Consider the following 23290-nt stretch of genomic DNA (forward strand, 5'->3'; position numbering starts at 1 on the left):
GGCGCGCCGTCGCGCCCGTACTTTGCCTTCGGGCGCGACAAGGGGCGAAGGATATGACTATTCGACTGAGACAGATTCGCGACGCAGACTTCCAGTCCATGCAGGACATGATGTCCGACTATGACACCGTGAAGATGACGTCGACATGGCCCTGGCCCGCCGATCCCGAATTCACCCGGATGCGGATGAATGCGCCGGAGATGCGCGACGGCCGGGTCCAGGTGATCGAGGTCGACGGGCATTTCGCTGGCACGATCGGGCTGAAAGACGGCGATCTGGCCTATACGCTGCGCAAGGATTTCTGGGGCCGCGGGATCATGACCAAAGCGGTGTCGATGATGATCGAACGCGGCTTTCAGGACGAAACCCGCGACCGGATCACCGCCTCGGCCTGGGACGACAACCCCGGCTCGATGCGGGTGATGGTCAAATGCGGCATGCGCGAACTGGGCCGCAGCGAGGGGTTCTGCAAGGCGCGCAACGCCGATCTGGGCGCGGTGGATTTCGCCATCGGCCGGGGCGATTGGTTGTCGGGGCGGCAAATCCCATGAAACAGCCCATGACGATGCCACGACCATAAAGCCGGTCGTGCTGAAAGACTGACGCGGCCGGTGGCCCCTGTGGCCCGTCCGCGCAACCGATACTCACCCTATGGAATTTTGGCGGAACGCCGGCGCAGCTTGAGAAGCGCCAAGGAATAGCGTATCCGCTAGCCGAACCGATCAGAAAGCAAACAGATGAAATTTCTCGATCTCGCAAAGGTCTATATTCGCTCCGGCTCCGGCGGGAATGGCTGTGTCAGCTTCCGCCGCGAGAAGTATATCGAATATGGCGGCCCCGATGGCGGCGACGGCGGCACCGGCGGCTCGGTCTGGGCCGAGGCAGTGGATGGGCTGAACACGCTTATCGACTTCCGCTATCAGCAGCATTTCTTCGCCGGTAACGGCAAACCGGGCCGCGGCCAGCAACGCACCGGCGCCGATGGCGACGACATCGTGCTGCGGGTGCCGGTGGGGACCGAAATCCTCGACGAGGATGAAGAAACTCTGATCGCCGACATGACCGAGGTTGGTCAGCGCGTGCTGCTGGCCAAGGGCGGCAATGGCGGCTGGGGCAACCTGCATTTCAAATCCGCCACCAACCAGGCGCCGCGCCGGGCCAATCCGGGGCAGGATTGCGTCGAACGCACGCTGTGGCTGCGGTTGAAGCTGATCGCGGATGTGGGCCTGCTGGGCCTGCCCAACGCGGGCAAGTCGACCTTCCTGGCAGCGACGTCGAACGCGCGGCCGAAGATCGCCGATTACCCGTTCACCACCCTGCACCCGAACCTGGGCGTGGTGGGCATCGACGGGGTGGAATTCGTCGTCGCCGACATTCCCGGCCTGATCGAGGGCGCCAGCGAAGGCCGCGGCCTGGGCGATCTGTTCCTGGGCCATGTCGAACGTTGCGCGGTGCTGTTGCACCTGGTGGACGGCAGCTCCGGCACGCTGATCGAGGATTACCACACCATCATCGGCGAACTGGAAGCCTATGGCGGCGATCTGGCCGAAAAGCCGCGCGTCACCGTGCTGAACAAGATCGACACGCTGGACGACGAGGAACGCGAATTCCTGAAATCCGAGCTGGAAGAGGCTTGCGGCGAAAAGGTTCTGCTGATGTCGGGCGTGTCGGGCGAAGGCACCGACAACGTGCTGCGCGCGCTGCGGGCGCAGATCGACGAAGACCGGCTGCGCCGCAACGCCCCCGAAGAGGAAGACGACTCGTGGCAACCCTGACCGAGGCCCGGCGGATCGTCGTCAAGATCGGGTCGGCGCTTCTGGTCGATCGCAAAACCGGCGATCTGCGCGCCGATTGGCTGAAGGGACTGGCCGAGGACGTGGCGTGGCTCAAGGGGCAGGGGGCGGATGTGATCCTGGTCTCTTCTGGCTCCATCGCTTTGGGCCGCGGTGTGCTGCATCTGCCCGCCACCGAACTGGCGCTGGAACAATCGCAGGCCGCCGCCGCCGTCGGGCAGATCCGCCTGGCCCGCGCCTATGAGGAGGTGCTGGCCCCGCATGGCATCACCACCGCGCAGGTTCTGGTCACGCTGGAAGACAGCGCCGACCGCCGCCGCTATCTCAACAGCCGCGCCACGCTGGAAACGCTGGTGACGCTGGGCGCGGTGCCGATCGTCAACGAAAACGATACCATCGCCACAGATGAAATCCGCTATGGCGACAATGACAGGCTGGCCGCGCAGGTCGCCGTCACCGTGGGCGCCGATCAGCTGATCCTGCTGTCGGATGTCGACGGGTTCTATTCCGCCAACCCCAACGACGATCCGAACGCCCACCGCTATGACGTGATCGACGACATCACCCCCGAGATCGAGGCGATGGCGGGCGATGCCGGGTCGGGCCTGTCCAAGGGCGGCATGAAGACCAAGCTGATGGCGGCCAAGACCGCCACCGGCGCGGGTTGCGCGATGGCGATCACCGAAGGATCGGTGATGCGTCCGCTGAAGGCGCTCGACGAAGGCGCCAACGCCACCTGGTTCAGCGCCCAGGGCGACCCGCAACAAGCGCGCAAGGGCTGGATCGCGGCGATGAAGCCCAAGGGCGAGGTCGTGGTGGATGCGGGCGCCGTCAAGGCGCTGCAAAGCGGCAAGAGCCTGCTTCCGGCGGGCGTGTCGGGGATCACCGGCGTCTTCGGGCGCGGCGATCCGGTGGCGATCCTGGGGCCGGACGGGCACAAGCTGGGGCAGGGGCTGACACGCTATACCGCGAAGGAAGCCTTCACCATCAAGGGCCACCGGTCGGACGAGATCGAGGACCTGCTGGGCTATCCGGGCCGTGCGGCCCTGATCCACCGGGACGATATGGCGCTGTGACGGCGCCGTGATAGAATAGACGAAACTTCGAGGGCCGAGACATGAAAGACACCGACAGCATCACCGCCCTGATGACCGATCTGGGCAAACGCGCCAAGGCCGCCTCGGCCGAGCTGGCCTATGCCCCGGCCGAGGTCAAGCGCAAGGCGCTGGACGCGGCGGCCGACGCGGTCTGGGCCAACCGGGCCGAAATCATCGCCGCCAATGAAAAGGACATGCAATTCGGCATCGACAAGGGGCTGAGCCCGGCGATGCTTGACCGCCTGCTGCTGAACGAGGACCGCATCGAGGGCATCGTGAACGGCCTGCGCGCCGTCGCAGCCCAGGACGATCCGGTGGGCGAGGTGATGGCGGAATGGGACATGCCCACGGGACTGCATATCCGCCGCGTCCGCACGCCCCTGGGCGTGGTCGGCGTGATCTATGAAAGCCGCCCCAACGTGACCGCCGATGCCGGCGCGCTGTGCCTGAAATCGGGCAACGCGGTGATCCTGCGCGGCGGCTCGGAAAGTTTCCATTCCTCGCAGGCGATCCATGCCTGCCTGGTCGAGGGGCTGAAGGCCGCAGGCCTTCCGCAAGACGCGATCCAGCTGGTGCCGACCCGCGACCGCGCGGCGGTGCAGGCGCTGCTGACCATGACCGATTACGTCGACGTGATCGTGCCGCGCGGCGGCAAGGGATTGGTCGGGCTGGTACAGCGCGAAGCGCGGGTGCCGGTGTTCGCCCACCTGGAAGGCATCGTGCATATCTTCGTCGACAAGGCGGCCGACCCCGAAAAGGCGCTGCGCGTGGTGATGAACGCCAAGACCCGCCGCACCGGCATCTGTGGCGCCGCCGAATGCCTGCTGATCCACAAGGACATCGCCGAAACCCTGGGCGCCGACCTGATCCGCGCGCTGATCGACGGCGGCGTGGAAGTGCGTGCCGAAGGGATCGCGCTGGAGGGCACCGTTCCGGCCACGCAAGAGGACTGGGGCAAGGAATTCCTCGACAGCATCATCGCGGCCAAGGTGGTCGACGATCTGGACGGGGCGATCGATCACATCCGAACTTACAGTTCCAGCCACACCGATTGCATCATCACCGAGGATGACGCGGCCGCCGACAAGTTCTTCGAACGGCTCGACAGCGCGATCCTGATGCGCAACGCCTCGACCCAGTTCGCCGATGGCGGCGAATTCGGCATGGGGGCGGAAATCGGTATCGCGACCGGCAAGATGCACGCGCGCGGCCCGGTGGGGGCGACCCAGCTGACCAGTTTCAAATACCTGGTCGAAGGCGACGGCACCACGCGGGCCTGATCCGGGGCAGCGCCCCCCGCGTCAGAATGAAATGAGGGCCGAAGTGTCACCAACCTCGGTCGTCAAATCGCGCCCTTGCTGCTGCAACTCGTCCAACAGTAGGGCGAATTGCACCCGGTCGGCGCCGATTTCCCCTGCTGTATTAATGACATCGCCGCTCCATGCGCCGTCTTCCCACCTGATCCGGTCGCCCGCGCCGCGCAGCTGCCAGCGCCCGTCATACGAGGTGATGGCGATGCCGCCGCCCAGCGGCAAGGCGGTTTCCAGGCACAGCAGCCCGAGGAAAACCAGCCGCAATTCGCTACGCGCGCAGCCTTCGCCGCCCTGCCAGTCATAGGACACCCGCCCGTCGCGGGTCATGTCGGCCAGGATCGAGCTGATTTCGCCGACGCCCAGCTGCTGCGTGTCCGAGGCCAGGCCGAAGGCGATCCGGTAAAACCGGATCCGCGCGCTGGCGTGATGCAGGCTTTGCGCGATCAGCGCCAGTTCCGGGCTGTCCGTCCATTGCGATTGCATCTGGATTAGTTCCAACCCGTTGCCGATCGCGCCGATCGGGCTGATCAGGTCGTGACAGATGCGCGACCCTACCAGTTGGGTCAGACTTTGATTAGAATGCCTCAAAAGAATCCTCCCTCCCTAGGCGGCCAAGATCATGACCAATCTTACATCCTTCTTCGAACCCGGCATGCTGGTGCGCCATCCGACACAGCCCGATTGGGGCATCGGACAGGTGCAATCCAATATCGGCGGCAAGGTCACGGTGAATTTCCGCGAAGCGGGCAAAGTGGTCATTGATGGAACCCGCGTCGAATTGGTGCCGGTCTTTGATGAATAGGATTAGTTAGTAAATCGCTAACACCACCATAGGGGGAGTTTCGATCGCGTCAAACGCGAAAGAATCCGCTAGGTTGCCAATTGGCAATCGCTTGCCTAAAACCCCTGAAAAACGAGGGATTGGAAAGACCTGATGGCCAAGAGCACGCCGCAATTTTCTGTGAAGCTGGCGGAGAACGAGGCCGAATTGCAGGGAGCGCAACGGCTGCGCTACGCCGTCTTTGTCGAGGAACTCGGCGCCGGCGGGGCGATGGTAGACCACGAAAACCGGCTGGAGAAGGACCGTTTCGATCCCTATTTCGACCACCTGATCCTGATCGATCACGCCCGCGAGGGCGATGCGATGGAGCAGGTGGTGGGCGTCTACCGTCTGCTGCGCGACGATCAGGCCCGCGCGGTGGGGCAGTTCTATTCCGAGGACGAATACGATCTGAGCGTGCTGAAGGACAGCGGCCGCAAGCTGCTGGAACTGGGCCGGTCCTGCCTGCATCCCGACTATCGCGGCGGGGCGGCGATGTATCACCTGTGGAACGCGCTGGCGGCCTATGTGTTCGAACATGAGATCGAGGTGCTGTTCGGCGTGGCGAGCTTTCACGGCACCGACCTGCAGGCGCTGGCGCAGCCGCTGTCGATGCTCTATCACAACCACCTGGCGCCGCCCGACCTGCGGGTGCGCGCGCAGCCCGATCACTATGCCGACATGAATATCGTGCCCAAGGATCAGCTCGACCGGCGCGCGGCGATGGTGCAGGTGCCGGCGCTGATCAAGGCCTATCTGCGGCTCGGCGGGTTCGTCGGCGACGGCGCTTTCATCGACCATGATTTCAACACCACCGACGTGTGCCTGATCATGGATACCGAGCGCCTGAACGAAAAGCAGAAAAGCATTTATACCAAAGAGGTTGCGCGGTGAACGCAAGCTGGGACATGCCGCCGGAACCGATCCCTGAGCCGATCCCGTTCACCGGCTGGATCAGAGTGGCGCTGCGCGGCGTGACGCTGGCGCTGCTGGTCTTCGGCGGGTTGTTGATCCTGCTGCTGCTGCGTCTGGTGGAACGGCCGATCTACGGCCTGCACCGCCCCGTAACGCCGCATATCACCCAATTCGTCTGCCGCAAGGCCTTCCGCATCCTCGGCATGGAGTTCAAGACCCACGGCCAGCGGATGGAACTGCGCGGCGCGGTGGTGGCGAACCATTCGTCCTGGCTCGACATCTTCACGCTGAACGCGCGCAAGCGGATCTATTTCGTGTCGAAATCCGAGGTCGCGGGCTGGCCCGGCATCGGCTGGCTGGCGCGCGCCACCGGCACCGTGTTCATCAACCGCGACCGCAAAGAGGCGAAGGTCCAGCAGCAGGTCTTCGAGGATCGTTTGCTGGCCGGTCACAAGCTGCTGTTCTTCCCGGAAGGCACATCGACCGACGGGATGGTGGTTTTGCCATTTAAATCAACGCTTTTTCAGGCGTTCTTCAGCGATCACCTGCGCCATGAAATGCATATCCAGCCGGTCACCGTGATCTATCGCGCGCCCGAGGGCGCGGATGACAGGTTCTATGGCTGGTGGGGCGAAATGGATTTCGGAGGGCATCTGCTGAAGGTGCTGGCGGCGCCGAAACAGGGATCGGTCGAGGTCGTTTACCACGAACCCATCCGGGTCGACGATTTCCCCAACCGCAAGACGCTGGCCGCCCATGTCGAAGAGGTGGTGCGCTCGGGCATGCCGCCCGAGCGGCGCGGCTAGGCGTTTTCCGGAACAGAAAACGCCCGCGCAATCCGTGCCGGATTTCGCCCGCCTCAGCCCTTCCAGATCCAGCCGCCGCCGAAGATGCGGCTGCTGTCGGGATCGTAGAACACGCAGGCCTGGCCCGGACTCACGCCTTCCTCTGGCGTCAGCAGGTCCACCTCGGCGGTAGTGGGCGACAACGGCCGGACGATTGCTTCGCGCGGCGGCCGGGTGGAGCGGACCTTGACCTTGAGGTGCCATTCGGGGCGCGAATCGAACGGCTCGTCCCCGAGCCAGTTGATTTCGCGCACCGGCACCGTGCGGGTCGCCAGCATTTCCTTCGGGCCGACCACGACCTGTTTCTTGTCGACGTCGAGCTTGACCACGTAAAGCGGTTCGTCCAGCCCGCCGATGCCAAGGCCGCGGCGCTGGCCGATCGTGTAATGGATCACGCCCTTGTGGCTGCCCAGGACCCGACCGTCCACATGCACGATTTCGCCCGGTTCCGCCGCGCCGGGGCGCAGTTTTTCGATCACGCTTGCGTAGTTGCCGTTCGGTACGAAGCAGATATCCTGGCTGTCGGGCTTGTCCGCCACCGCCAGCCCGTATTTCGCCGCCAGCGCGCGGGTGGCGTCCTTCGACGGCAGGTGCCCCAGCGGGAAACGCAGGAAAGCAAGCTGTTCCGGCGTGGTCGAGAACAGGAAATAGCTCTGGTCGCGGTTGGCGTCTTCGGCGCAGTGCAACTCGGGGCCGTTTTCACCCATCTTGCGCTGGATGTAATGGCCGGTGGCCATGCAATCGGCCTCCAGGTCCTTGGCGGTTTCCAGCAGGTCCTTGAACTTCACCCGCTCGTTGCAGCGGATGCAGGGAACGGGCGTGGCCCCGGCCAGGTAGCTGTCGGCGAATTCGTCGATCACCGCGTCCTGGAAGATGTTTTCGTAATCCAGCACGTAATGGGGGAAACCCATTTCCTCGGCCACCCGGCGGGCGTCGTGGATGTCGATGCCGGCGCAGCAGGCGCCCTTCTTGGCCAGTGCCGCGCCGTGATCGTACAGCTGCAGCGTCACGCCCACCACGTCATAGCCTTCCTCGGCCAGTTGCGCGGCGACCACGGAACTGTCCACGCCGCCGGACATGGCGACGACCACCCGGGTTTCCGACGGGGGTTTGGCAAAGCCAAGCGAATTCAGTTTTGTGCTGTCGTCCAACATACGCGCGGTTCCTCTGGAAAGCCTGCAATATAGGTAAATTGAAGATACTCTCAAGGGCCGCTTTCACTTCCCGTTAAACCTCCACCGCAACACTGCTTTGCATCTCTTGAAGGAGCAGGGCGATGTATTTGAAGAAAGTGGAAGGGCCGCGCGCCGTTAAACTTCCCGACGGAACGGTGATGACTCAGGCGGATCTGCCGCCGCCGAATACGCGCCGATGGGTGGCCAGCCGCAAGGCTGCGGTGGTGCGCGGCGTGATGTTCGGGCTGATTTCAAAGGAAGAGGCGCTGAAACGCTATGCGCTGAGCGAAGAGGAGTTCCAGGATTGGAAGGCAGCGCTGGCGACCCATGGCGAAAAGGCGCTCAAGGTCACCTCCTTGCAGGAATTCCGACACCCATAGGAGGAAACTCGCCCATAGGTAATTTTCATTATCGGATGGTCTATGATAACGTGTGGTTAACCTTTTTTGTTCACGGTTAATTCTATCAAGACCCGTATCACTGCCGATAATGGAGAATCGTAATGCGTATTTTGTTGGTGGAAGACGACCCGTCCACGTCGAAAAGCATCGAAATGATGCTGACCCACGCCAGTCTGAACGTCTACACGACCAGCCTCGGCGAAGAGGGCATCGACCTTGCCAAGCTCTATGACTACGATCTCATCCTTCTCGACCTGGGCCTGCCGGATATGGACGGGCATGACGTGCTCAAACAGCTGCGCCGGGCGCGGGTGGAAACGCCGATCCTGATCCTGTCGGGCGCCGACGACATGCAAAGCAAGCTCAAGGGGTTCGGATTCGGCGCCGACGATTACCTGACCAAACCGTTCCACCGCGAAGAACTGGTGGCGCGCATCCATGCCATCATCCGCCGCTCCAAGGGCCATTCGCAATCGGTGATCCGCACCGGCAAGATCCTGGTCAACCTCGACGCCAAGACGGTGGAAGTCGACGGCAAGACGGTGCATCTGACCGGCAAGGAATACCAGATGCTGGAGTTGCTGTCGCTGCGCAAGGGCACCACGCTGACCAAGGAAATGTTCCTTAACCACCTTTACGGCGGCATGGATGAACCGGAGCTGAAGATCATCGACGTCTTCATCTGCAAGCTGCGCAAGAAGCTCAGCACCGCCACCGGCGGCGAAAATTACATCGAAACCGTCTGGGGCCGCGGCTATGTTCTGCGCGATCCCGAACCGCTCAGCGCCGAGGCAGAGGCCGGGCAAGAATACGTCGCCGTCAGCGCCTGAAATCTGACGCTCCGCTCTGGACCTCGCCCCTTCGCACCCCTATCACTTTCAGCGATTGAACAGGGGGCGCAGCAGGGTGTCGGACAAGGCCATCGAAGAATTGAGTGAAGCGGAAGCCAAGGCGGAACTGGAGCGTCTGTCGGGGCTGCTGTCGCAGGCCAATATCGCCTATCACGGCAAGGATGCGCCCGAAATTTCCGATGCCGAATATGACGCGCTGAAACTGCGCAACGCGGCGATCGAGGATCGCTTTCCCCATCTCAAACGCGCTGACAGCCCGACCGATCAGGTCGGCGCCGCCCCGGCGGAGGGATTCGGCAAGATCACCCACGCGGTGCGGATGATGTCGCTGGGTAACGCCTTCGAAGACGAAGACGTTCAGGAATTCGATGATTTCATCCGTAAATATCTGGGCCGGGGCGATCCGGTTTCCTATACGGCCGAACCCAAGATCGACGGGCTGAGCCTGTCGCTGCGCTACGAGGGCGGGCGGCTGATCCAGGCGGCGACGCGCGGCGATGGCGAGGTGGGGGAAAACGTCACCGAAAACGCCCGCACCATCGCCGATATCCCGCAGGTGCTGACCGGCGCGCCCGAGGTTCTGGAAGTGCGCGGCGAAGTTTACATGGGTCACGAAGATTTCGAGGCGCTGAACGCACGGCAGGCCGATAAGGGCGACAAGCCCTTTGCCAACCCGCGTAACGCCGCCGCCGGATCGTTGCGCCAGCTGAACCCGGAAATCACCCGCGAACGGCCGCTGAAATTCTTCGCCTATGGCTGGGGCGAATTGTCGGAACCCTTGGCCGAGACCCAGAAGGGCGCGATCGACCGTCTGGCGACGCTCGGGTTCCAGACCAACGACCTGACCCGGCTGTGCGACGGGATCGGCGACATGATCGACCATTACCGGATGATCGAACAGAAACGCGCCACGCTGGGCTATGACATCGATGGCGTGGTCTACAAGGTCAACGACCTGTCGCTGCAGGGTCGGCTTGGCTTCCGGTCGACCACGCCGCGTTGGGCCATCGCGCATAAATTCCCGGCCGAACTGGCCTGGACCCGGCTGGAAGCGATCGACATCCAGGTCGGCCGCACCGGCGCGCTGAGCCCGGTGGCGCGGCTGACCCCGGTGACGGTGGGCGGCGTGGTTGTCAGCAACGCCACCCTGCATAACGAGGATTACATCGCCGGGCGCGATGCCAAGGGCGGGGAAATCCGCGGCGGCAAGGATATCCGGGTGGGCGACTGGGTGCAGGTGTACCGCGCCGGCGACGTGATCCCGAAAGTGGCCGATGTGGATTTGTCGAAACGGCCCGAAGACGCGGTGGCCTATGTGTTCCCGCACAAATGCCCCGAATGCGGGTCCGAAGCGGTGCGCGAAGAGGGCGACGCGGTGCGCCGCTGCACCGGCGGCATCATCTGCCCGGCGCAGGCGACTGAGAAGCTGAAACATTTCGTATCGCGTGCGGCCTTCGACATCGAAGGGCTGGGCGCCAAGCAGGTGGAATATTTCTATTACACCTGCCGGATCACCGAACCGGCCGACATTTTCCAATTGCAGGCGCGCGACGGCGATCCCGAACAGCTGACCGCCGATCCGCGCGACCGCATCCTCCAGCAGATGAGCGACCCCGAACGCCGGGCCGAGCTGTTGGAAAAACTGGCCGAGATGCTGCGCGCCTCGGGCGTGCCGGTGGACGATCAGGATGTCGATCATGTGATCGCGGGCGTCCGCCACCTGGCGGGCAAACCGCTGGCGCAGGTGAAGGGCTGGGGCGAAAAATCGGCGCAGAACCTGTTCGCCGCGATCGATGAGAAACGGGTGATCCCACTCAACCGGGTGATCTTCGCGCTTGGCATCCGCCATGTGGGCGAAGTCGTGGCCTCGGACCTCGCCAAGCATTATTCGACCTGGGAGGCGATGATCGGCGCGCTCGATGTCGCGCGCCCGGCGCTCGACCGGCATCTGAAGGCTGAAGAGGCGGTTGTCGCCGAGCGCGCCGAGGCCGCCCGCGATGGCCGCCGCGCCCGTATCACCGATACCCGCGCCAAGGTCTGGGCCGAAGACCCCGCGCCTTCGCGCGAGGCGCGCGCGGCCTGGGACGATCTGGTCGGTGTCGACGGCATCGGCATGACCGTCGCCGTGGCGCTGGTCACCGCCTTCACGCAAGCCGCCGAACGTGCTTCAATTGACCGGCTAGTGGATGAACTGAACATCCAGGCGGTGGAAGCGCCGGAAACCGCAGGCAGCCCGGTGGCGGGCAAGACCGTGGTGTTCACCGGCACGCTGGAGAAAATGACTCGGGCCGAGGCCAAGGCGCGCGCCGAGGCGCTTGGCGCCAAGGTGTCGGGTTCGGTGAGCAAGAAAACCGACCTGCTGGTCGCGGGGCCCGGCGCGGGATCGAAGGCGAAGAAGGCGGCGGAACTGGGGGTCGAGACCATCGACGAAGACGCCTGGCTGGAATTGATCGAGGGGCTATGAGCGGACGGCCGGAACAGCTTTTCCCGCTTTTCGCGGATCTGGAAACGCTTGAGGGCGTCGGCCCCAAGACGGCGCAGAACCTTGCCCAGCTCGATATTTCGCGGCCGCGCGACCTGATCTTCACCCTGCCGCATTCGGGCATCGACCGGGCCCGGCGCGACACGGTGCGCGGTGCGGTTCTGCCCGATGTGATCACCGTCGAGGTCACGGTGGGCGCCCATCGCCCGCCACGCTCGCGCGGCGGCGCCTACCGGGTGACGGTTGAGGATGCCGAAACCTCGTTCCAGCTGGTGTTCTTCCACGCCCGCGACCAGTACCTGAATTCCGTGCTGCCGGTGGGATCGCGCCGGGTGGTGTCGGGCAAGGTCGAAATGTTCGACGGCATCGCGCAGATGGTGCATCCCGATCACATGCTGCCGGTCGAGGAAGCGGGCGAAATCCCGGCCTTTGAACCGGTCTATCCGCTGACCGCCGGGGTCAGCCTGAAACAGATGAGCAAGGCGGTGCGCTCGGCCGTGGCGCGCGCACCGGACCTGCCCGAATGGATCGATGCGGAACAGAAGCGGCAGGCCGGTTGGCCCGACTGGGCCGACGCGATCCGCGCCGCGCATTCCCCCGAACGGCCCGAAGACATCGCCGCGACGGCCCCTGCGCGCGAACGGCTGGCCTATGACGAATTGATGGCGCATCAGCTGACCCTGGCGCTGGCGCGCAGCAACCTGCGCCGCGCCAAGGGGCACCGGACCAAGGGCACCGGCGCGTTGCAGGCCCGGGTGTTGACCGCGCTGCCCTATAAGCCCACCGGCGCGCAAAGCCGCGCGATCGAGGAAATCCAGGCCGACATGGCCGCGCCTTTGCGGATGAACCGGCTGCTGCAGGGCGATGTGGGCGCGGGCAAGACGCTGGTGGCCTTCATGGCGCTGCTGTTCGCGGTCGAAGCGGGCGGGCAGGGCGTGCTGATGGCACCCACCGAAATCTTGGCCCGGCAGCACCTGGAAGGTCTGCGGCCGCTGGCCGAAGACGCGGGTGTGGTGGTGGAAATCCTGACCGGGCGCGACAAGGGATCGGAAAGGAAGGCCAAGCTGGCGGCGCTGGCGCGCGGCGACATCCACATGCTGGTGGGCACCCATGCGGTGTTCCAGAAAGACGTCGAATTCCACGATCTGCGGCTGGCGGTGATCGACGAACAGCACCGCTTCGGCGTGCGCCAAAGGCTGGAGCTGGGCAAGAAGGGCGAGGGCGCCGACGTGCTGGTGATGACCGCCACGCCGATCCCGCGATCGCTGGCGCTGGCGCAATATGGCGATATGGACGTGTCGGTGCTGGACGAAAAGCCGCCGGGCCGGAAGCCGATCAAGACCGTGCTGATTTCGGCGGGCCGGATGGAGGAACTGGTCGACCACCTGCGCCGCGCGGTGGCCGAGGGGCGGCAGGCCTATTGGGTCTGCCCGCTGGTGGACGAAAGCGAAGTCAGCGACCTGACGGCGGCCGAGGAACGGTTCAAGCACCTGCGCGCAGCCTTGGGCGAAGGCGTCGTGGGGTTGGTTCACGGGCAGATGGCGCCGGCCGAAAAGGACGCGGCGATGGCACGGTTCGTTGCCGGCGAAACCTCCGTCCTGGTCGCCACCACGGTGATCGAGGTCGGCGTCAACGTGCCCAACGCCACCATCATGGTGATCGAGCGGGCGGAAAATTTCGGCCTGGCGCAACTGCACCAGCTGCGCGGACGGGTCGGGCGCGGCAGTGCCGAATCCACCTGCCTGTTGATGTATCAGCCGCCACTGACCGAGGGCGGAGAAAAGCGACTGACCACGTTGCGCGATACCGAGGACGGGTTCCGCATTTCCGAGGTCGATCTGGAAATGCGCGGGGCGGGCGACCTGATCGGCACCGCGCAATCGGGCCTGCCGCGATTCCGGGTGGCCGATCTGGAACGGCAATCGGCGCTGATGGCGGTGGCGCAATCGGATGCGCGCAAGCTTTTAGCCGAGGACCCGAAGCTGGAAGGAGAACGCGGCCGCGCCGCGCGCATCCTGCTGTGGCTGATGGAGCAGGACCAGGCGATCCGTTTAATTTCAGTGGGTTAACGCTCGCCTCTTCCTGCCGGTCGCGGCTCGCGGCGGGGATGTTCCACCTTTCTGTTCTCCTATGTTCGCAAATGTTCTCAAAAAGTTCTTTACTCGACTCGGGTGATATGAGAACAAAGTGGCAACAAAAGATTTGCAGCAGGAGAGACGCCGATGTTTCGCGAAATCAAATCCATCATCGACCGGTCGCAGGATACGCTTTTAGCCGATGTCATTGGCGCGGCGGCCCTGATCACCATGTTCATGATCGGCCTCTACCTGCCGCTTCTGGCCTGATTGAGAGTTTCTGCCTGCACGGGCTCCGGCCGGCCCCGTCCGCGTTCTTCCCCAGAATGCTCAATGTGACACTGCCTGTCCCACGTCACCGGGAATGCCTCTTCCCCCTTTGACGGGATGCCGGACCGCAGCGGAACCCGTGCGACCTTGCCGCCGCCGCCCCAACGGGCGCGCGGCGGTTCTTTTATCTGATGGGTGTCGGGGGAAGGCGCGGCGCGATCAGGCGCAGCTGGCTTCTTCGCGCGCCTTGTCGATGGCGTCGAGCGTCGCTTCGAGCGCCAGCATGATCGAGGCGTGGCGGTTCTTGTATTCCCGCGCCGGGCGCAGCACTTCGAGCCCGTCGAACGGCGCCTGCGGGGCGGGGCCGTCGGATTTCAGCATCGCCTTGAGCTCATCGCGCGCGCGTTCGATCTGGTCGCGGGTGCAGCCGATGATATTGGCACCAACCACCGAGGCCGCGGCCTGGCCTAGGGCGCAGGCTTTCACGTCCTGGCCGAAATCGACGACATGGCCGTCCTTCAGCGCCACGTCCACCGTCACCGTCGAGCCGCAAAGCGGCGAGCGGCGCTTGGCCGTCGCATCCGGATTTTCCAGCCGCTCGGTATGCGGGATATCGGCCGCCAGTTCGAGAATCCGAGCCGAATAGAGTTTGATCAGGTCGTTGTTTTCGCCCATGGCTTTTCCTTTCGGCAGGTTCCCCATAAATAGGGTCATGACCCGCAGATGCAAAAGGTTTTTGCCATGTCCTTCGACGCCGAGACACTAAAGTATGATAACAATGGCTTGATCCCGGCCATCGCCCAGGATGCCGAAACCGGCGAGATTCTGATGATGGCCTGGATGAACCGCGAGGCGGTCGAGCGGACGCTGGACAGTGGCAAGGTCACCTATTGGAGCCGATCGCGGCAGAGTTTCTGGGTCAAGGGCGAAACCAGCGGCCACCTGCAGGAACTGGTCGATCTGCGCGTCGATTGCGACCGCGACTGCATCCTGGTGCTGGTCAATCAGACCGGCCCGGCCTGCCACACCAACCGACGCAGCTGTTTCTACACGGCGGTGCGGGGCGGTGAGGAAGTCGAGCTGATGAAGCCGATGGAATAGGGGGCGCTGCCCCCGCCGTAGAAAATCGAGACGATTTTCAACGACTCCCCCGGGATATTGTTGAACAGAAGAAGATCAGAGCCCGACCATGGCGCGGATATCCTGCGGCGTAGCGCCCTCGGCGCGGTATTTGGCGATGGCGCGGGCGTCGTCGCGCTTGGCCAGCCGTTTGCCCGCGTCGTCGCGGATCAGCCTGTGGTGGTGGTAGATGGGCGTCGGCAGCTTCAGCAGGCGTTGCAGCAGGACGTGCAGCGGCGTGGCCTCGAACAGGTCGGCGCCGCGGATCACATGGGTGATGCCCTGGGCGGCGTCGTCCAGCACCACCGACAGGTGATAGGAGGTGCCCATGCCGCGCCGCGCCAGCACGATATCGCCCACCGTGTCGATCAGCGATTTGGGGTCGATGACGACCTGTTGCGGGTGCTGGCCGGTTTCCGAGAAGCGCAAGGGATCGGGGCCGATTGCAGCCACCGCGCGGGCGAGATCGAGCCGCAGCGCCTGATCCGGCATCGGCGTTCCCGGGGCGGGCTGGCGGCGGCAGGTGCCGGGATAGACCGGGCCGTCGGGGCCGGTTGGAAGCTCGGCCCCTTCCTGCGGCGCCGACAGCGCGGCGAGGATGTCGCGACGGTTGCACGAACAGGGGTAGAGCAGGCCGCGATCCCACAGGCCCTGCAAGGCTGAGCGATAGGTGGACAGGCGGTCGGACTGGCGCATCACCGGGTCCAGCCAGCTGAGCCCGAGCCAGTGCAGATCGTCGTAAATCTGCGATTCCCATTCAGGCCGGGCGCGGCTTTGGTCGATGTCTTCGATCCTGAGCAGGAAGTCACCGCCCGCCGCGCGCGCCATGTCATGGGCCAGCATCGCCGAATAGGCGTGACCCAGATGCAAGGGCCCGGTCGGGCTGGGGGCGAACCGGGTCCTGAATTGCATCAGCTTTGCCCGTCAAGCCATTCCTGAAAAACGGCTTTTGCGCGGTCGGTGTAGCCCTTATAGCGGTCCTTGCGCCCCTTGCGGCCGCCGCGCAGACCTTCGAGCGGGCGGAACAGGCCGAAATTCACGTTCATCGGCTGGAAGGTCTTGGCCTCGGCGCCGCCGGTGATGTGGTGGATCAGCGCGCCCATGGCGCTGTCCTGCGGTGCGGTGTCCAAGGGCTTGCCGAGGATTTCCGCCGCCGCCAGTCGGCCCGCCAGCAGCCCCATCGCGGCGCTTTCCACGTAGCCCTCGACCCCGGTCACCTGACCGGCGAAACGGATGTTGGGTTTCGATTTCAGCCGCATCTGGTCGTCCAGCAGGGTGGGCGAATTCAGGAAGGTGTTGCGGTGGATGCCGCCCAACCGGGCGAAGCTGGCGTTTTCCAGCCCCGGGATCATGCGGAACACATCCGTCTGCGCGCCGTATTTCATCTTGGTCTGGAACCCGACGATATTGTAGAGCGTGCCGAGCGCGTTATCGCGGCGCAGCTGCACCACGGCATAGGCCTTTTCCTCGGGCTTGTGGGCGTTGGTCAGGCCCACCGGCTTCATCGGCCCGTGGCGCAGGGTTTCGCGGCCGCGTTCGGCCATCACCTCGATCGGCAGGCAGCCGTCGAAGTACCCGGCGGTTTCGCCTTCGTGGAATTCGGTCTTGTCGGCGGCCAGCAGCGCGTCGATGAACGCCTCGTATTGCGGCTTGGTCATCGGGCAGTTGAGATAGGCCTTTTGCTCTTCCTCGGTTTCGCCCTTGTCATAGCGCGACTGCAGCCAGGCGACGTCCATGTCGATCGTGTCGGCATAGACGATGGGGGCGATGGCATCGAAGAAAGCCAGCCGTTCGGCCCCGGTTTCCGCTTGGATCGCCGCGCCCAGGGCGGAGGAGGTCAGCGGGCCGGTGGCGATGATCCAATGGCCCTCGTCGGGCAGGTCTGTGATTTCGCCATGCTCCACCGTCACGTTGGGCAGGTCCAGCAACGCCTTGGTCACGCTTTCGGAAAATGGATCGCGGTCCACTGCCAGGGCACCACCGGCGGGCAGGCGGTGGCGGTCGGCCATCGCCATGATCAGCCCGTTCGCGGCGCGCATTTCCCAATGCAGCAGTCCGACGGCATTCTGTTCGTCATCGTCCGAGCGGAACGAATTGGAACAGACCATTTCGGCCAGGTTGCCGGTCTGGTGCGCGAAGGTTTCGACCTCGGGGCGCATTTCGTGGATCACCACGTCCACGCCCATGTTCGCGGCCTGCCAGGCCGCTTCGGAACCGGCCATGCCGCCGCCGACGATATGCAATTTCTTATCCATGCCGCGCGATGTAGGGCAAGCGGAGCGGTTTGGGAAGACCTCAGCGATCGACCGGCAGCCCCGAGGGCACGGTTTCGGGGATGCCCAGCCGCCCCTTGGCCGCCATTTCGTCGGTCAGGGAATTCAGAAAGGCCAGGATATCGTCGATCTGGGCATCGGTCATGTCGATCGGATCCACCTCGATCGCCGAGGCGATGAAGGCGACTTCCAACCCCTCGTTCATCGCCTGCCAGTCGTCGACCACATCGGCCTTGGACAGGATCGCCTGGCTGCGGTCATAGGTGACCAGCGATTTCACCGGGTCGAGGTAATGGCGCACCATCGCTTCGAGCGTCGGATAGGCGCCGGAATGGCCATAAGGCGCGGTCAGCGCGACATTGCGCAGCGACGGCGTGCGGAACCGGTAGCGGTCGTCGGGATCGTTGGTGACCTTGAAACGGCCCAGATCGACGAAGGGGCGGTCGTCCAGTTCGGCGTCGCCCTTGCCGGGGCCGAATTGCGGCATGCCGATGACGTGGAACTTATGGTCGGTCTGCAAGGTGCCGGCATGGCAGGTGACGCAACCGGCATCGCCGTAAAACAGCTCCATCCCGCGCAGCTGCGCCGCGTTCAGCGCGGTCTTGTCACCGGCGAGGTAGGAATCGAACGGGCTTTCGCAGGCCTGGAATTCGAAATTGATGAATTCGCCGATGGCGATGGCGATATCGGTGGCATGGACCGGTTTGTCGGCCCCGATCAGCGCGTCGAACTGGCGGCGGTATTCGGGGATTGCATCGACCCGCGCGGCCAGCAGAGCCCAGGCTTTCTTCTCGTTGCCCATTTCGACCGCGTCGGCGACCGGGTTTTCGCCTTCCTGCCCGGCCATTTCGTCGGCCGACAGCATGGGCAGCAGCGCCTGCACCGACAGCGATGACGGCATCATCCGGGTCAGCGGCCGGTCCCGGGGCGTCAGGAAGCCGAAGATTTCATCCTCGTCGACCTCGACCCGGCCGTCATGGAACTGCACGGTGTATTCGCGCGCGCCGACATTCCACAGGGCGGGGGCGTTGCGCGGCACCCGGTCGTCCACCGTGGCACCAACGGGCAGCACCCGGTCGGGGCCCAACCCGACGCCGCCTTCGCCGATCGCCAGCGACACGCCGTCGGCGCTGCCGAACCTGGGGTGATGGCAGGTGGCGCAGGCGATGTTCTTGTTGCCCGACAGGATGGGATCGTAAAACAGCTGCTGGCCCAGTTCGACCCGGGCCATGTCAGGTTCGGGGAAGGATTCCTGGTTCACGGGATCGGGCAGGCTGGCCGCCTGGGACAGGCCGGCCTGAAGCATGAACACACCGAGGGTCATCAAATTCCGCATGGTTAAAAATCCCATTTATAAATAATCCCGGCCGGGCTTGCCGGTGAGAGTAGCAGATCGCAGATTGCGCCGTAAGGCTACAGAATCATGATGAATCAGAAATGAATCCCTATTCGGGAGTTTGCCGAAACTCCGGGCACCGCGCCCGGATCGGGATCACTGATCCCAATCCGGCGGGCGTTTTTCCAGGAAGGCGGAAATGCCTTCTTCGGTGTCGCGATAAAGCATGTTCTGCGCCATCACGTCGCCCGCGTAATCGTAGGCCTCGGCCACCGGCATCTGAATCTGGTTGTAAAACGCCTCCTTGCCGATCTTCACCGCCGCGCCGAGCTTCGATGCGACCAGTTCGGCCAGTTCCAGCGTCGCGGCGTCTAGGTCGTCATGCGGCACGACCTTGTTGACCAGGCCAAGCGCCTCTGCCTTTTCGGCGTTGATGAATTGCCCGGTGGTCAGCATCTCGAACGCCTGCTTGCGCGGGATGTTACGCGACAGCGCCACCATCGGGGTCGAACAGAACAACCCGATATTGACGCCATTGACGCCGAAACGGGTGCCCTCGGCAGCGACGGCCATGTCGCAGGCGGCGACCAATTGGCACCCGGCTGCAGTGGCGATGCCGTGCGGCTGGGCGATCACCGGCTGCGGCAGTTTCTGGATCGTCATCATCATCCGCGCGCAGCGGTCGAACAGGTCCTTGAAATAGGCCTTGCCGCCGTCTTCGGCCTGGCGGCCCGCGGTCATTTCCTTCAGGTCGTGCCCGGCGCAGAACACCTTGCCCGCGCCGCCCAGGGTGATGGCGCGAATCGACGTGTCCCCGGCCAGCCGGTCGAATTCGTCCTGCAGCGCGGCCAGCATCGCGTCGCTCAGCGGGTTCAGCTTGTCGGGATTGTTCAGTGTCAGCCGCGCAACCGCGCCCGTGTCGTGACGTTCCAGTAATGCCATCTTGTCCTCCTCATTCCTCGCGGGCAACTCTAGGCGCAGAAATTGAGGGAGGGAAGATATGGCGGCAAAAATGACGGCGCCCGAATTGATGGAGTTCCTGGCAACGGTATTTCCGCAGGTGAAGGACGACTTCGAGATCGAGGAGATCGGCGACATGCGGGTGCGGGTACGGATGAAGATCGCGGACCGCCACCTGCGCCCGGGCGGCACCGTGTCGGGCCCGTCGATGTTCGCGCTGGCCGATTGCGCCGTCTACATGGCGGTGCTGGCGATGATCGGGCCGCAGGCGCTGGCGGTGACCACCAACTGTTCGATGGATTTCATGCGCAAACCGGCCGCCGAAACCGACCTGATCGCCGACTGCAGGCTGCTGAAACTGGGGCGCGTGTTGGCGGTGGGCGACGTGCTGATCTATTCCGAGGGGGTGGAGGCGCCGGTGGCGCGCGCCTCGATGACCTATTCGATCCCGCCGCGCTGAGATGGGCGGGCGGGATAAAACGTGCTAGGACAGCCCTGCAGGCAGTGAAAGGGATATGCCGTGACGGGAACCGACATCGCGGACAGAAACGATCGCAATGCCGCCTTTCGCGCCTTTCAGGCCTATCGCGCCACCACCCGGTTCGGCAGCCTCGATGGGCTGCGCGCCCTGTGTATCGGGGCGGTGCTGTGGCACCATTCGCCGCTGACGCCAGCCTATCTGGATCATCTGCAACTGGCCGGGCGCGGCTTTGCCGGGGTGGATTTCTTCTTCGTGCTCAGCGGTTACCTGATCACCACGCTGCTGCTGCGCGAAGAGGCGGCAACGGGCGGCTTTTCCCTGCGCGGGTTCTATAAAAGGCGCATCCTGCGGATCGTGCCGGTCTATTTCCTGGTGGTGACACTGGCGGCTGGCTATTTCATCGGCTGGAAAGGGCAGGGGCAATGGGCCGGACTGCTGCCCTATTATTACCTGTTCCTGTCGAATTTCCTGGTCGGGGACATTCCGCTGCTCGACCCGACATGGTCGCTGGCGGTGGAGGAGCAATATTACCTGATCTGGCCGCTGGTCCTGATGGTCCTGCCGCGGCGCTGGATCGTGCCGGTGCTGGTGCTGGCCATCGCGGCCAACGTGGCGGGCGGGGCCGGGGTGCTGGCGCTTGTGGGGATCGTGCCCTTCGATATCGGCATCCTGCATATCGCCCTGCCGACAGCGACTTATGCGCCGATCCTGCTGGGGTCGCTGCTGGCGGTCGTGATGCATGTGCCGCGCGGTTTCGCGGCGATCCATGCAATCTGCGGCGCCCGGCCGGCGGCGGTGCTGTGGATGCTGGCGGTCATCGTGGTGTTGCAGCTGCTGCCCTTCGACCTGAACGGATGGCCCAACCTGGCGCTGCATCTGACCATGGCGCTGGCCCTGGCCGCGCTGGTGGTGCGTGAAGATAACGGGATGCACGGATTGCTGAGCTGGCCGCCGGTCCGGCGCGTCGGGCAGGTGAGCTATGGCATCTACCTGTACCACCTCTTCGCGCTGCATTTCGCAACGCTTGCGCTTGGTGCGCTCGGGATCGGCAATGGCTGGCCGATCTTGGCCTGCTACAGCGCGTTGTCGGTGCTGATCGCCGATCTGAGCTTCAGGGGTTTCGAGAGCCGCTTCCTGGCGCTTGGCCGGGCGGAAAAAAAGCCGGGGTAAGAACCCCGGCTTCCAGTACGCCCTGGCGTGGACGGGGACGTCATGCGCGCCAGAACGGGCGACGGGCCTCCGTATAAGCCTCGTCACGTGTCATCCCGATATCGCGAAGCAGGCTGTCGGGCATATCGGCCAGCGCTTTGCGGGTGCGGTGTCGCATGTTCCATTTAGTGACAGTCACAGCAAATACAAGCGCAAAGCGTGCAACGACAGGGGCGTTCAGCCCAAGGTCGTAGTTGAGAATTTCTGCGGCGAGGATCGGCTGTTGCTGTGTCATGGAGCGACTCCTTCAAATGTATTGACACAATGTAGCGGGATTGCTACTGGTGCATGGATACAATTGGTGTAACAATCGGTCCAGAAAAACATTGTTATGGGTACAAATTGGGCGCCTGATCTGAGCGCGACTGGCAAATCGAAATACAAGGCGCTGGCCGACAATATCCGCGACGCGGTGGCCGAGGGATTGCTGAACAGCGGCGAAAGGCTGCCGCCGGTGCGCGAACTAGCCTATCAGCTGTCGGTCACCCCGGGCACGGTGGCGCGGGCCTATTCGACCCTGACCGACGAAGGCGTGCTGCAGGCCGGGGTCGGGCGCGGCACCTTCGTCGCCGAACCCCAGGCCACGACCGATCCGGCCCATTCCTGGCCGCAGATGCTGAATCTGCGCAGCCCGCAATTGCCCGATGTCGGCCAAAGCAAGATGCTGCGGGACGCGATGCGGGAAACCGCCGATTCAATCGCGGCCGAAGATCTGCTGACCTATCCGAACCGGGCGATGGACCTGCCGTTGCGGCGGGCCTTGCGGCGCTGGATGACCGACCTGCCGATCGGCAACTTCACCGCCGAGGACATGGTCCTGGCCCATGGCGCGCAAAGCGCAGTGACGCTGGTGATGCAGACCGTTCTGCGCGGCCCCGATCCGGCGGTGGCGGTGGAATGCATGACCTATCCCGGATTCCGCCGCGCCGCCGAATTGAGCCGCGCCCGGGTTGTGGGTGTCGAATGCGACGACGAGGGCCCGATCGTCGATTGCCTGGAGCAGGCGGTGCGCGATCAGGGGGTACAATTGTTTTGTACCTCTTCCGAGGTGAACAATCCCACGCTGCGCTTCACCAGCGACCGGCGCCGCCGCGAAATCGCCGCGCTGGCGCAGCGGCTTGGGCTGAACGTGCTGGATGACGATTGCTATGCGATCGGGGCGCATCGCGCCGAAAGCTACCACTCTCTGGTGCCGGATTTCGGCTGGTACGTGTCGTCGCTGTCGAAAACGCTGACGCCATCGCTCCGGGTCGGTTACGTGGTGGCGCCGCGCGACCGGGTGAACGATCTGGCCCGCACCGCCGCCTTCAACCATTTCGGCATGTCGCGGCCGCTGACCGAACTGAGCCTGAACATCATGTCCGATCCGCGATTGCTGAGCGTCGCCGCGCGGGTGCGGGCGCGGATCAACGAACTGGTGCGGATGACCGTCAATCATCTGGGCGGCTATGATGTGACCTGGAACGAAGACGTGCCGTTTCTGTGGCTGAAATTGCCGCAGGGCTGGCGGGCTTCGACCTTCCTGCGGGCTGCCGAGGAACAGAATGTCATTCTGAAAGGGGCCGAGGAATTCACCCTGCGCGATGCCCGTGCCCCCCATGCGGTGCGGATCGCGGTGAACGGCCTGGTCGACCAGGAATGCTATGAAGCCGGGATCATCCGTCTGCGCAGGCTGCTGGACAATCCGAGAGATGAGATCGGCGTTTGAGAAAATTCGGTCGAAATCGTGGGGTAAAATAATACCTATTTTATAAGTTATTGAAATGGCGTATTTATTTGCTGATTGTGCCGCTTGACGGGAAAATTCCGCCCTGTATAACCCCGCAATCGAATTCGGAATGCGGGCGTTTGCCCGTCTCCTTCACTGAACCAAGG

24 protein-coding genes are annotated in these 23290 nt (G+C 64.0%); 16 read left to right on the plus strand and 8 right to left on the minus strand.

Annotated elements, in window-relative coordinates; genetic code table 11:
* The first annotated feature begins 53 nt into the window (after nt 1–53).
* From GR167_RS00860 to GR167_RS00875, 4 genes are all read left to right on the plus strand, one after another.
* Complete coding sequence (locus tag GR167_RS00860) at nt 54–551, plus strand: GNAT family N-acetyltransferase (RefSeq protein ID WP_160971552.1); 498 nt, start codon at nt 54–56, stop codon at nt 549–551.
* Between the two features lie 186 nt (nt 552–737).
* Complete coding sequence (gene obgE, locus GR167_RS00865) at nt 738–1775, plus strand: GTPase ObgE (protein ID WP_160971553.1); 1038 nt, start codon at nt 738–740, stop codon at nt 1773–1775.
* Nucleotides 1763–2869, plus strand: coding sequence for a glutamate 5-kinase (gene proB, locus GR167_RS00870; protein ID WP_160971554.1), 1107 nt, complete (start codon nt 1763–1765; stop codon nt 2867–2869). Before obgE ends, proB begins: the two co-directional genes overlap by 13 nt.
* A 41-nt stretch (nt 2870–2910) precedes the next feature.
* Nucleotides 2911–4170 carry a glutamate-5-semialdehyde dehydrogenase gene (locus GR167_RS00875; RefSeq protein ID WP_160971555.1) on the plus strand — a complete coding sequence of 420 codons (1260 nt, stop codon included), beginning with the start codon at nt 2911–2913 and terminating at the stop codon, nt 4168–4170.
* A 21-nt stretch (nt 4171–4191) separates the two neighbouring features.
* On the opposite strand, the gene GR167_RS00880 is transcribed toward GR167_RS00875, so the two are convergent.
* Nucleotides 4192–4791 carry a histidine phosphotransferase family protein gene (locus GR167_RS00880; RefSeq protein ID WP_235915803.1) on the minus strand — a complete coding sequence of 200 codons (600 nt, stop codon included), beginning with the start codon at nt 4789–4791 and terminating at the stop codon, nt 4192–4194.
* Between the two features lie 31 nt (nt 4792–4822).
* Between GR167_RS00880 and GR167_RS00885 the strand changes: the two genes are divergently transcribed.
* From GR167_RS00885 to olsA, 3 genes are all read left to right on the plus strand, one after another.
* The gene (locus GR167_RS00885; protein ID WP_160971556.1) at nt 4823–5005 is read left to right on the plus strand and encodes a DUF3553 domain-containing protein; all 183 of its coding nucleotides are present in this window, start codon (nt 4823–4825) and stop codon (nt 5003–5005) included.
* 132 nt (nt 5006–5137) lie between these two features.
* The gene (gene olsB / locus GR167_RS00890) at nt 5138–5917 is read left to right on the plus strand and encodes an L-ornithine N(alpha)-acyltransferase (protein WP_160971557.1); all 780 of its coding nucleotides are present in this window, start codon (nt 5138–5140) and stop codon (nt 5915–5917) included.
* A gap of 14 nt (nt 5918–5931) precedes the next feature.
* The gene (gene olsA / locus GR167_RS00895; RefSeq protein ID WP_160971724.1) at nt 5932–6744 is read left to right on the plus strand and encodes a lyso-ornithine lipid O-acyltransferase; all 813 of its coding nucleotides are present in this window, start codon (nt 5932–5934) and stop codon (nt 6742–6744) included.
* A 53-nt stretch (nt 6745–6797) separates the two neighbouring features.
* Here olsA and mnmA read toward each other — a convergent pair whose 3' ends face one another.
* Nucleotides 6798–7937, minus strand: coding sequence for a tRNA 2-thiouridine(34) synthase MnmA (gene mnmA, locus GR167_RS00900; protein WP_160971558.1), 1140 nt, complete (start codon nt 7935–7937; stop codon nt 6798–6800).
* A gap of 122 nt (nt 7938–8059) precedes the next feature.
* Here mnmA and sciP point away from each other — a divergent pair, with 122 nt between their 5' ends.
* The 5 genes from sciP to GR167_RS20330 all read left to right on the plus strand — a co-directional run bounded on the left by sciP (nt 8060) and on the right by GR167_RS20330 (nt 14037).
* The gene (sciP, locus tag GR167_RS00905) at nt 8060–8338 is read left to right on the plus strand and encodes a CtrA inhibitor SciP (protein ID WP_160971559.1); all 279 of its coding nucleotides are present in this window, start codon (nt 8060–8062) and stop codon (nt 8336–8338) included.
* Between the two features lie 122 nt (nt 8339–8460).
* Nucleotides 8461–9189 (plus strand): response regulator transcription factor CtrA, encoded by a 729-nt coding sequence (gene ctrA / locus GR167_RS00910; RefSeq protein WP_160971560.1) that lies wholly within the window; start codon nt 8461–8463, stop codon nt 9187–9189.
* A gap of 76 nt (nt 9190–9265) precedes the next feature.
* Nucleotides 9266–11674 (plus strand): NAD-dependent DNA ligase LigA, encoded by a 2409-nt coding sequence (ligA, locus tag GR167_RS00915; protein ID WP_370741206.1) that lies wholly within the window; start codon nt 9266–9268, stop codon nt 11672–11674.
* On the plus strand, nt 11671–13761 hold the full coding sequence (gene recG, locus GR167_RS00920) for an ATP-dependent DNA helicase RecG (protein WP_160971561.1): 2091 nt from the start codon (nt 11671–11673) through the stop codon (nt 13759–13761). Before ligA ends, recG begins: the two co-directional genes overlap by 4 nt.
* A gap of 153 nt (nt 13762–13914) precedes the next feature.
* Entirely contained in the window at nt 13915–14037 is a 123-nt protein-coding gene (locus GR167_RS20330; RefSeq protein ID WP_268894202.1) for a hypothetical protein, read from the plus strand.
* A gap of 219 nt (nt 14038–14256) precedes the next feature.
* Here the strand turns inward: GR167_RS20330 and GR167_RS00925 are convergent, their stop codons facing one another.
* Nucleotides 14257–14712: an iron-sulfur cluster assembly scaffold protein gene (locus GR167_RS00925; protein ID WP_160971562.1), complete on the minus strand. Its 456-nt coding sequence runs from the start codon at nt 14710–14712 to the stop codon at nt 14257–14259.
* A gap of 48 nt (nt 14713–14760) precedes the next feature.
* Here GR167_RS00925 and hisI point away from each other — a divergent pair, with 48 nt between their 5' ends.
* The gene (hisI, locus tag GR167_RS00930) at nt 14761–15138 is read left to right on the plus strand and encodes a phosphoribosyl-AMP cyclohydrolase (RefSeq protein WP_160971563.1); all 378 of its coding nucleotides are present in this window, start codon (nt 14761–14763) and stop codon (nt 15136–15138) included.
* Nucleotides 15139–15213: 75 nt separating this feature from the next.
* Here the strand turns inward: hisI and gluQRS are convergent, their stop codons facing one another.
* The 4 genes from gluQRS to GR167_RS00950 form a co-directional block, all read right to left on the minus strand.
* The gene (gene gluQRS, locus GR167_RS00935) at nt 15214–16068 is read right to left on the minus strand and encodes a tRNA glutamyl-Q(34) synthetase GluQRS (RefSeq protein ID WP_160971564.1); all 855 of its coding nucleotides are present in this window, start codon (nt 16066–16068) and stop codon (nt 15214–15216) included.
* Complete coding sequence (trmFO, locus tag GR167_RS00940) at nt 16068–17411, minus strand: methylenetetrahydrofolate--tRNA-(uracil(54)-C(5))-methyltransferase (FADH(2)-oxidizing) TrmFO (RefSeq protein WP_160971565.1); 1344 nt, start codon at nt 17409–17411, stop codon at nt 16068–16070. The genes gluQRS and trmFO overlap by 1 nt, the downstream gene beginning before the upstream one ends.
* A 40-nt stretch (nt 17412–17451) precedes the next feature.
* Complete coding sequence (locus GR167_RS00945; protein ID WP_235915804.1) at nt 17452–18753, minus strand: cytochrome-c peroxidase; 1302 nt, start codon at nt 18751–18753, stop codon at nt 17452–17454.
* Nucleotides 18754–18921: 168 nt separating this feature from the next.
* Nucleotides 18922–19734 (minus strand): enoyl-CoA hydratase, encoded by an 813-nt coding sequence (locus GR167_RS00950; protein ID WP_268894203.1) that lies wholly within the window; start codon nt 19732–19734, stop codon nt 18922–18924.
* A 31-nt stretch (nt 19735–19765) separates the two neighbouring features.
* Between GR167_RS00950 and GR167_RS00955 the strand changes: the two genes are divergently transcribed.
* Both GR167_RS00955 and GR167_RS00960 read left to right on the plus strand, forming a co-directional pair.
* Nucleotides 19766–20185 carry a PaaI family thioesterase gene (locus tag GR167_RS00955; RefSeq protein ID WP_160971568.1) on the plus strand — a complete coding sequence of 140 codons (420 nt, stop codon included), beginning with the start codon at nt 19766–19768 and terminating at the stop codon, nt 20183–20185.
* 60 nt (nt 20186–20245) lie between these two features.
* Nucleotides 20246–21376, plus strand: a complete 1131-nt coding sequence (locus GR167_RS00960) for an acyltransferase family protein (RefSeq protein WP_370741208.1) — start codon at nt 20246–20248, stop codon at nt 21374–21376.
* Between the two features lie 40 nt (nt 21377–21416).
* Here the strand turns inward: GR167_RS00960 and GR167_RS00965 are convergent, their stop codons facing one another.
* Nucleotides 21417–21650: a DUF1127 domain-containing protein gene (locus GR167_RS00965; RefSeq protein WP_160971569.1), complete on the minus strand. Its 234-nt coding sequence runs from the start codon at nt 21648–21650 to the stop codon at nt 21417–21419.
* Between the two features lie 96 nt (nt 21651–21746).
* On the opposite strand from GR167_RS00965, the gene GR167_RS00970 reads away from it, so the two are divergent.
* Nucleotides 21747–23123 carry an aminotransferase-like domain-containing protein gene (locus GR167_RS00970; protein ID WP_160971570.1) on the plus strand — a complete coding sequence of 459 codons (1377 nt, stop codon included), beginning with the start codon at nt 21747–21749 and terminating at the stop codon, nt 23121–23123.
* Nucleotides 23124–23290 lie beyond the last annotated feature (167 nt).

Origin of the sequence: Thalassovita mangrovi (assembly GCF_009857745.1) — a bacterium.
In the GTDB taxonomy this organism is placed as follows: Bacteria; Pseudomonadota; Alphaproteobacteria; order Rhodobacterales; family Rhodobacteraceae; genus Thalassobius; species Thalassobius mangrovi.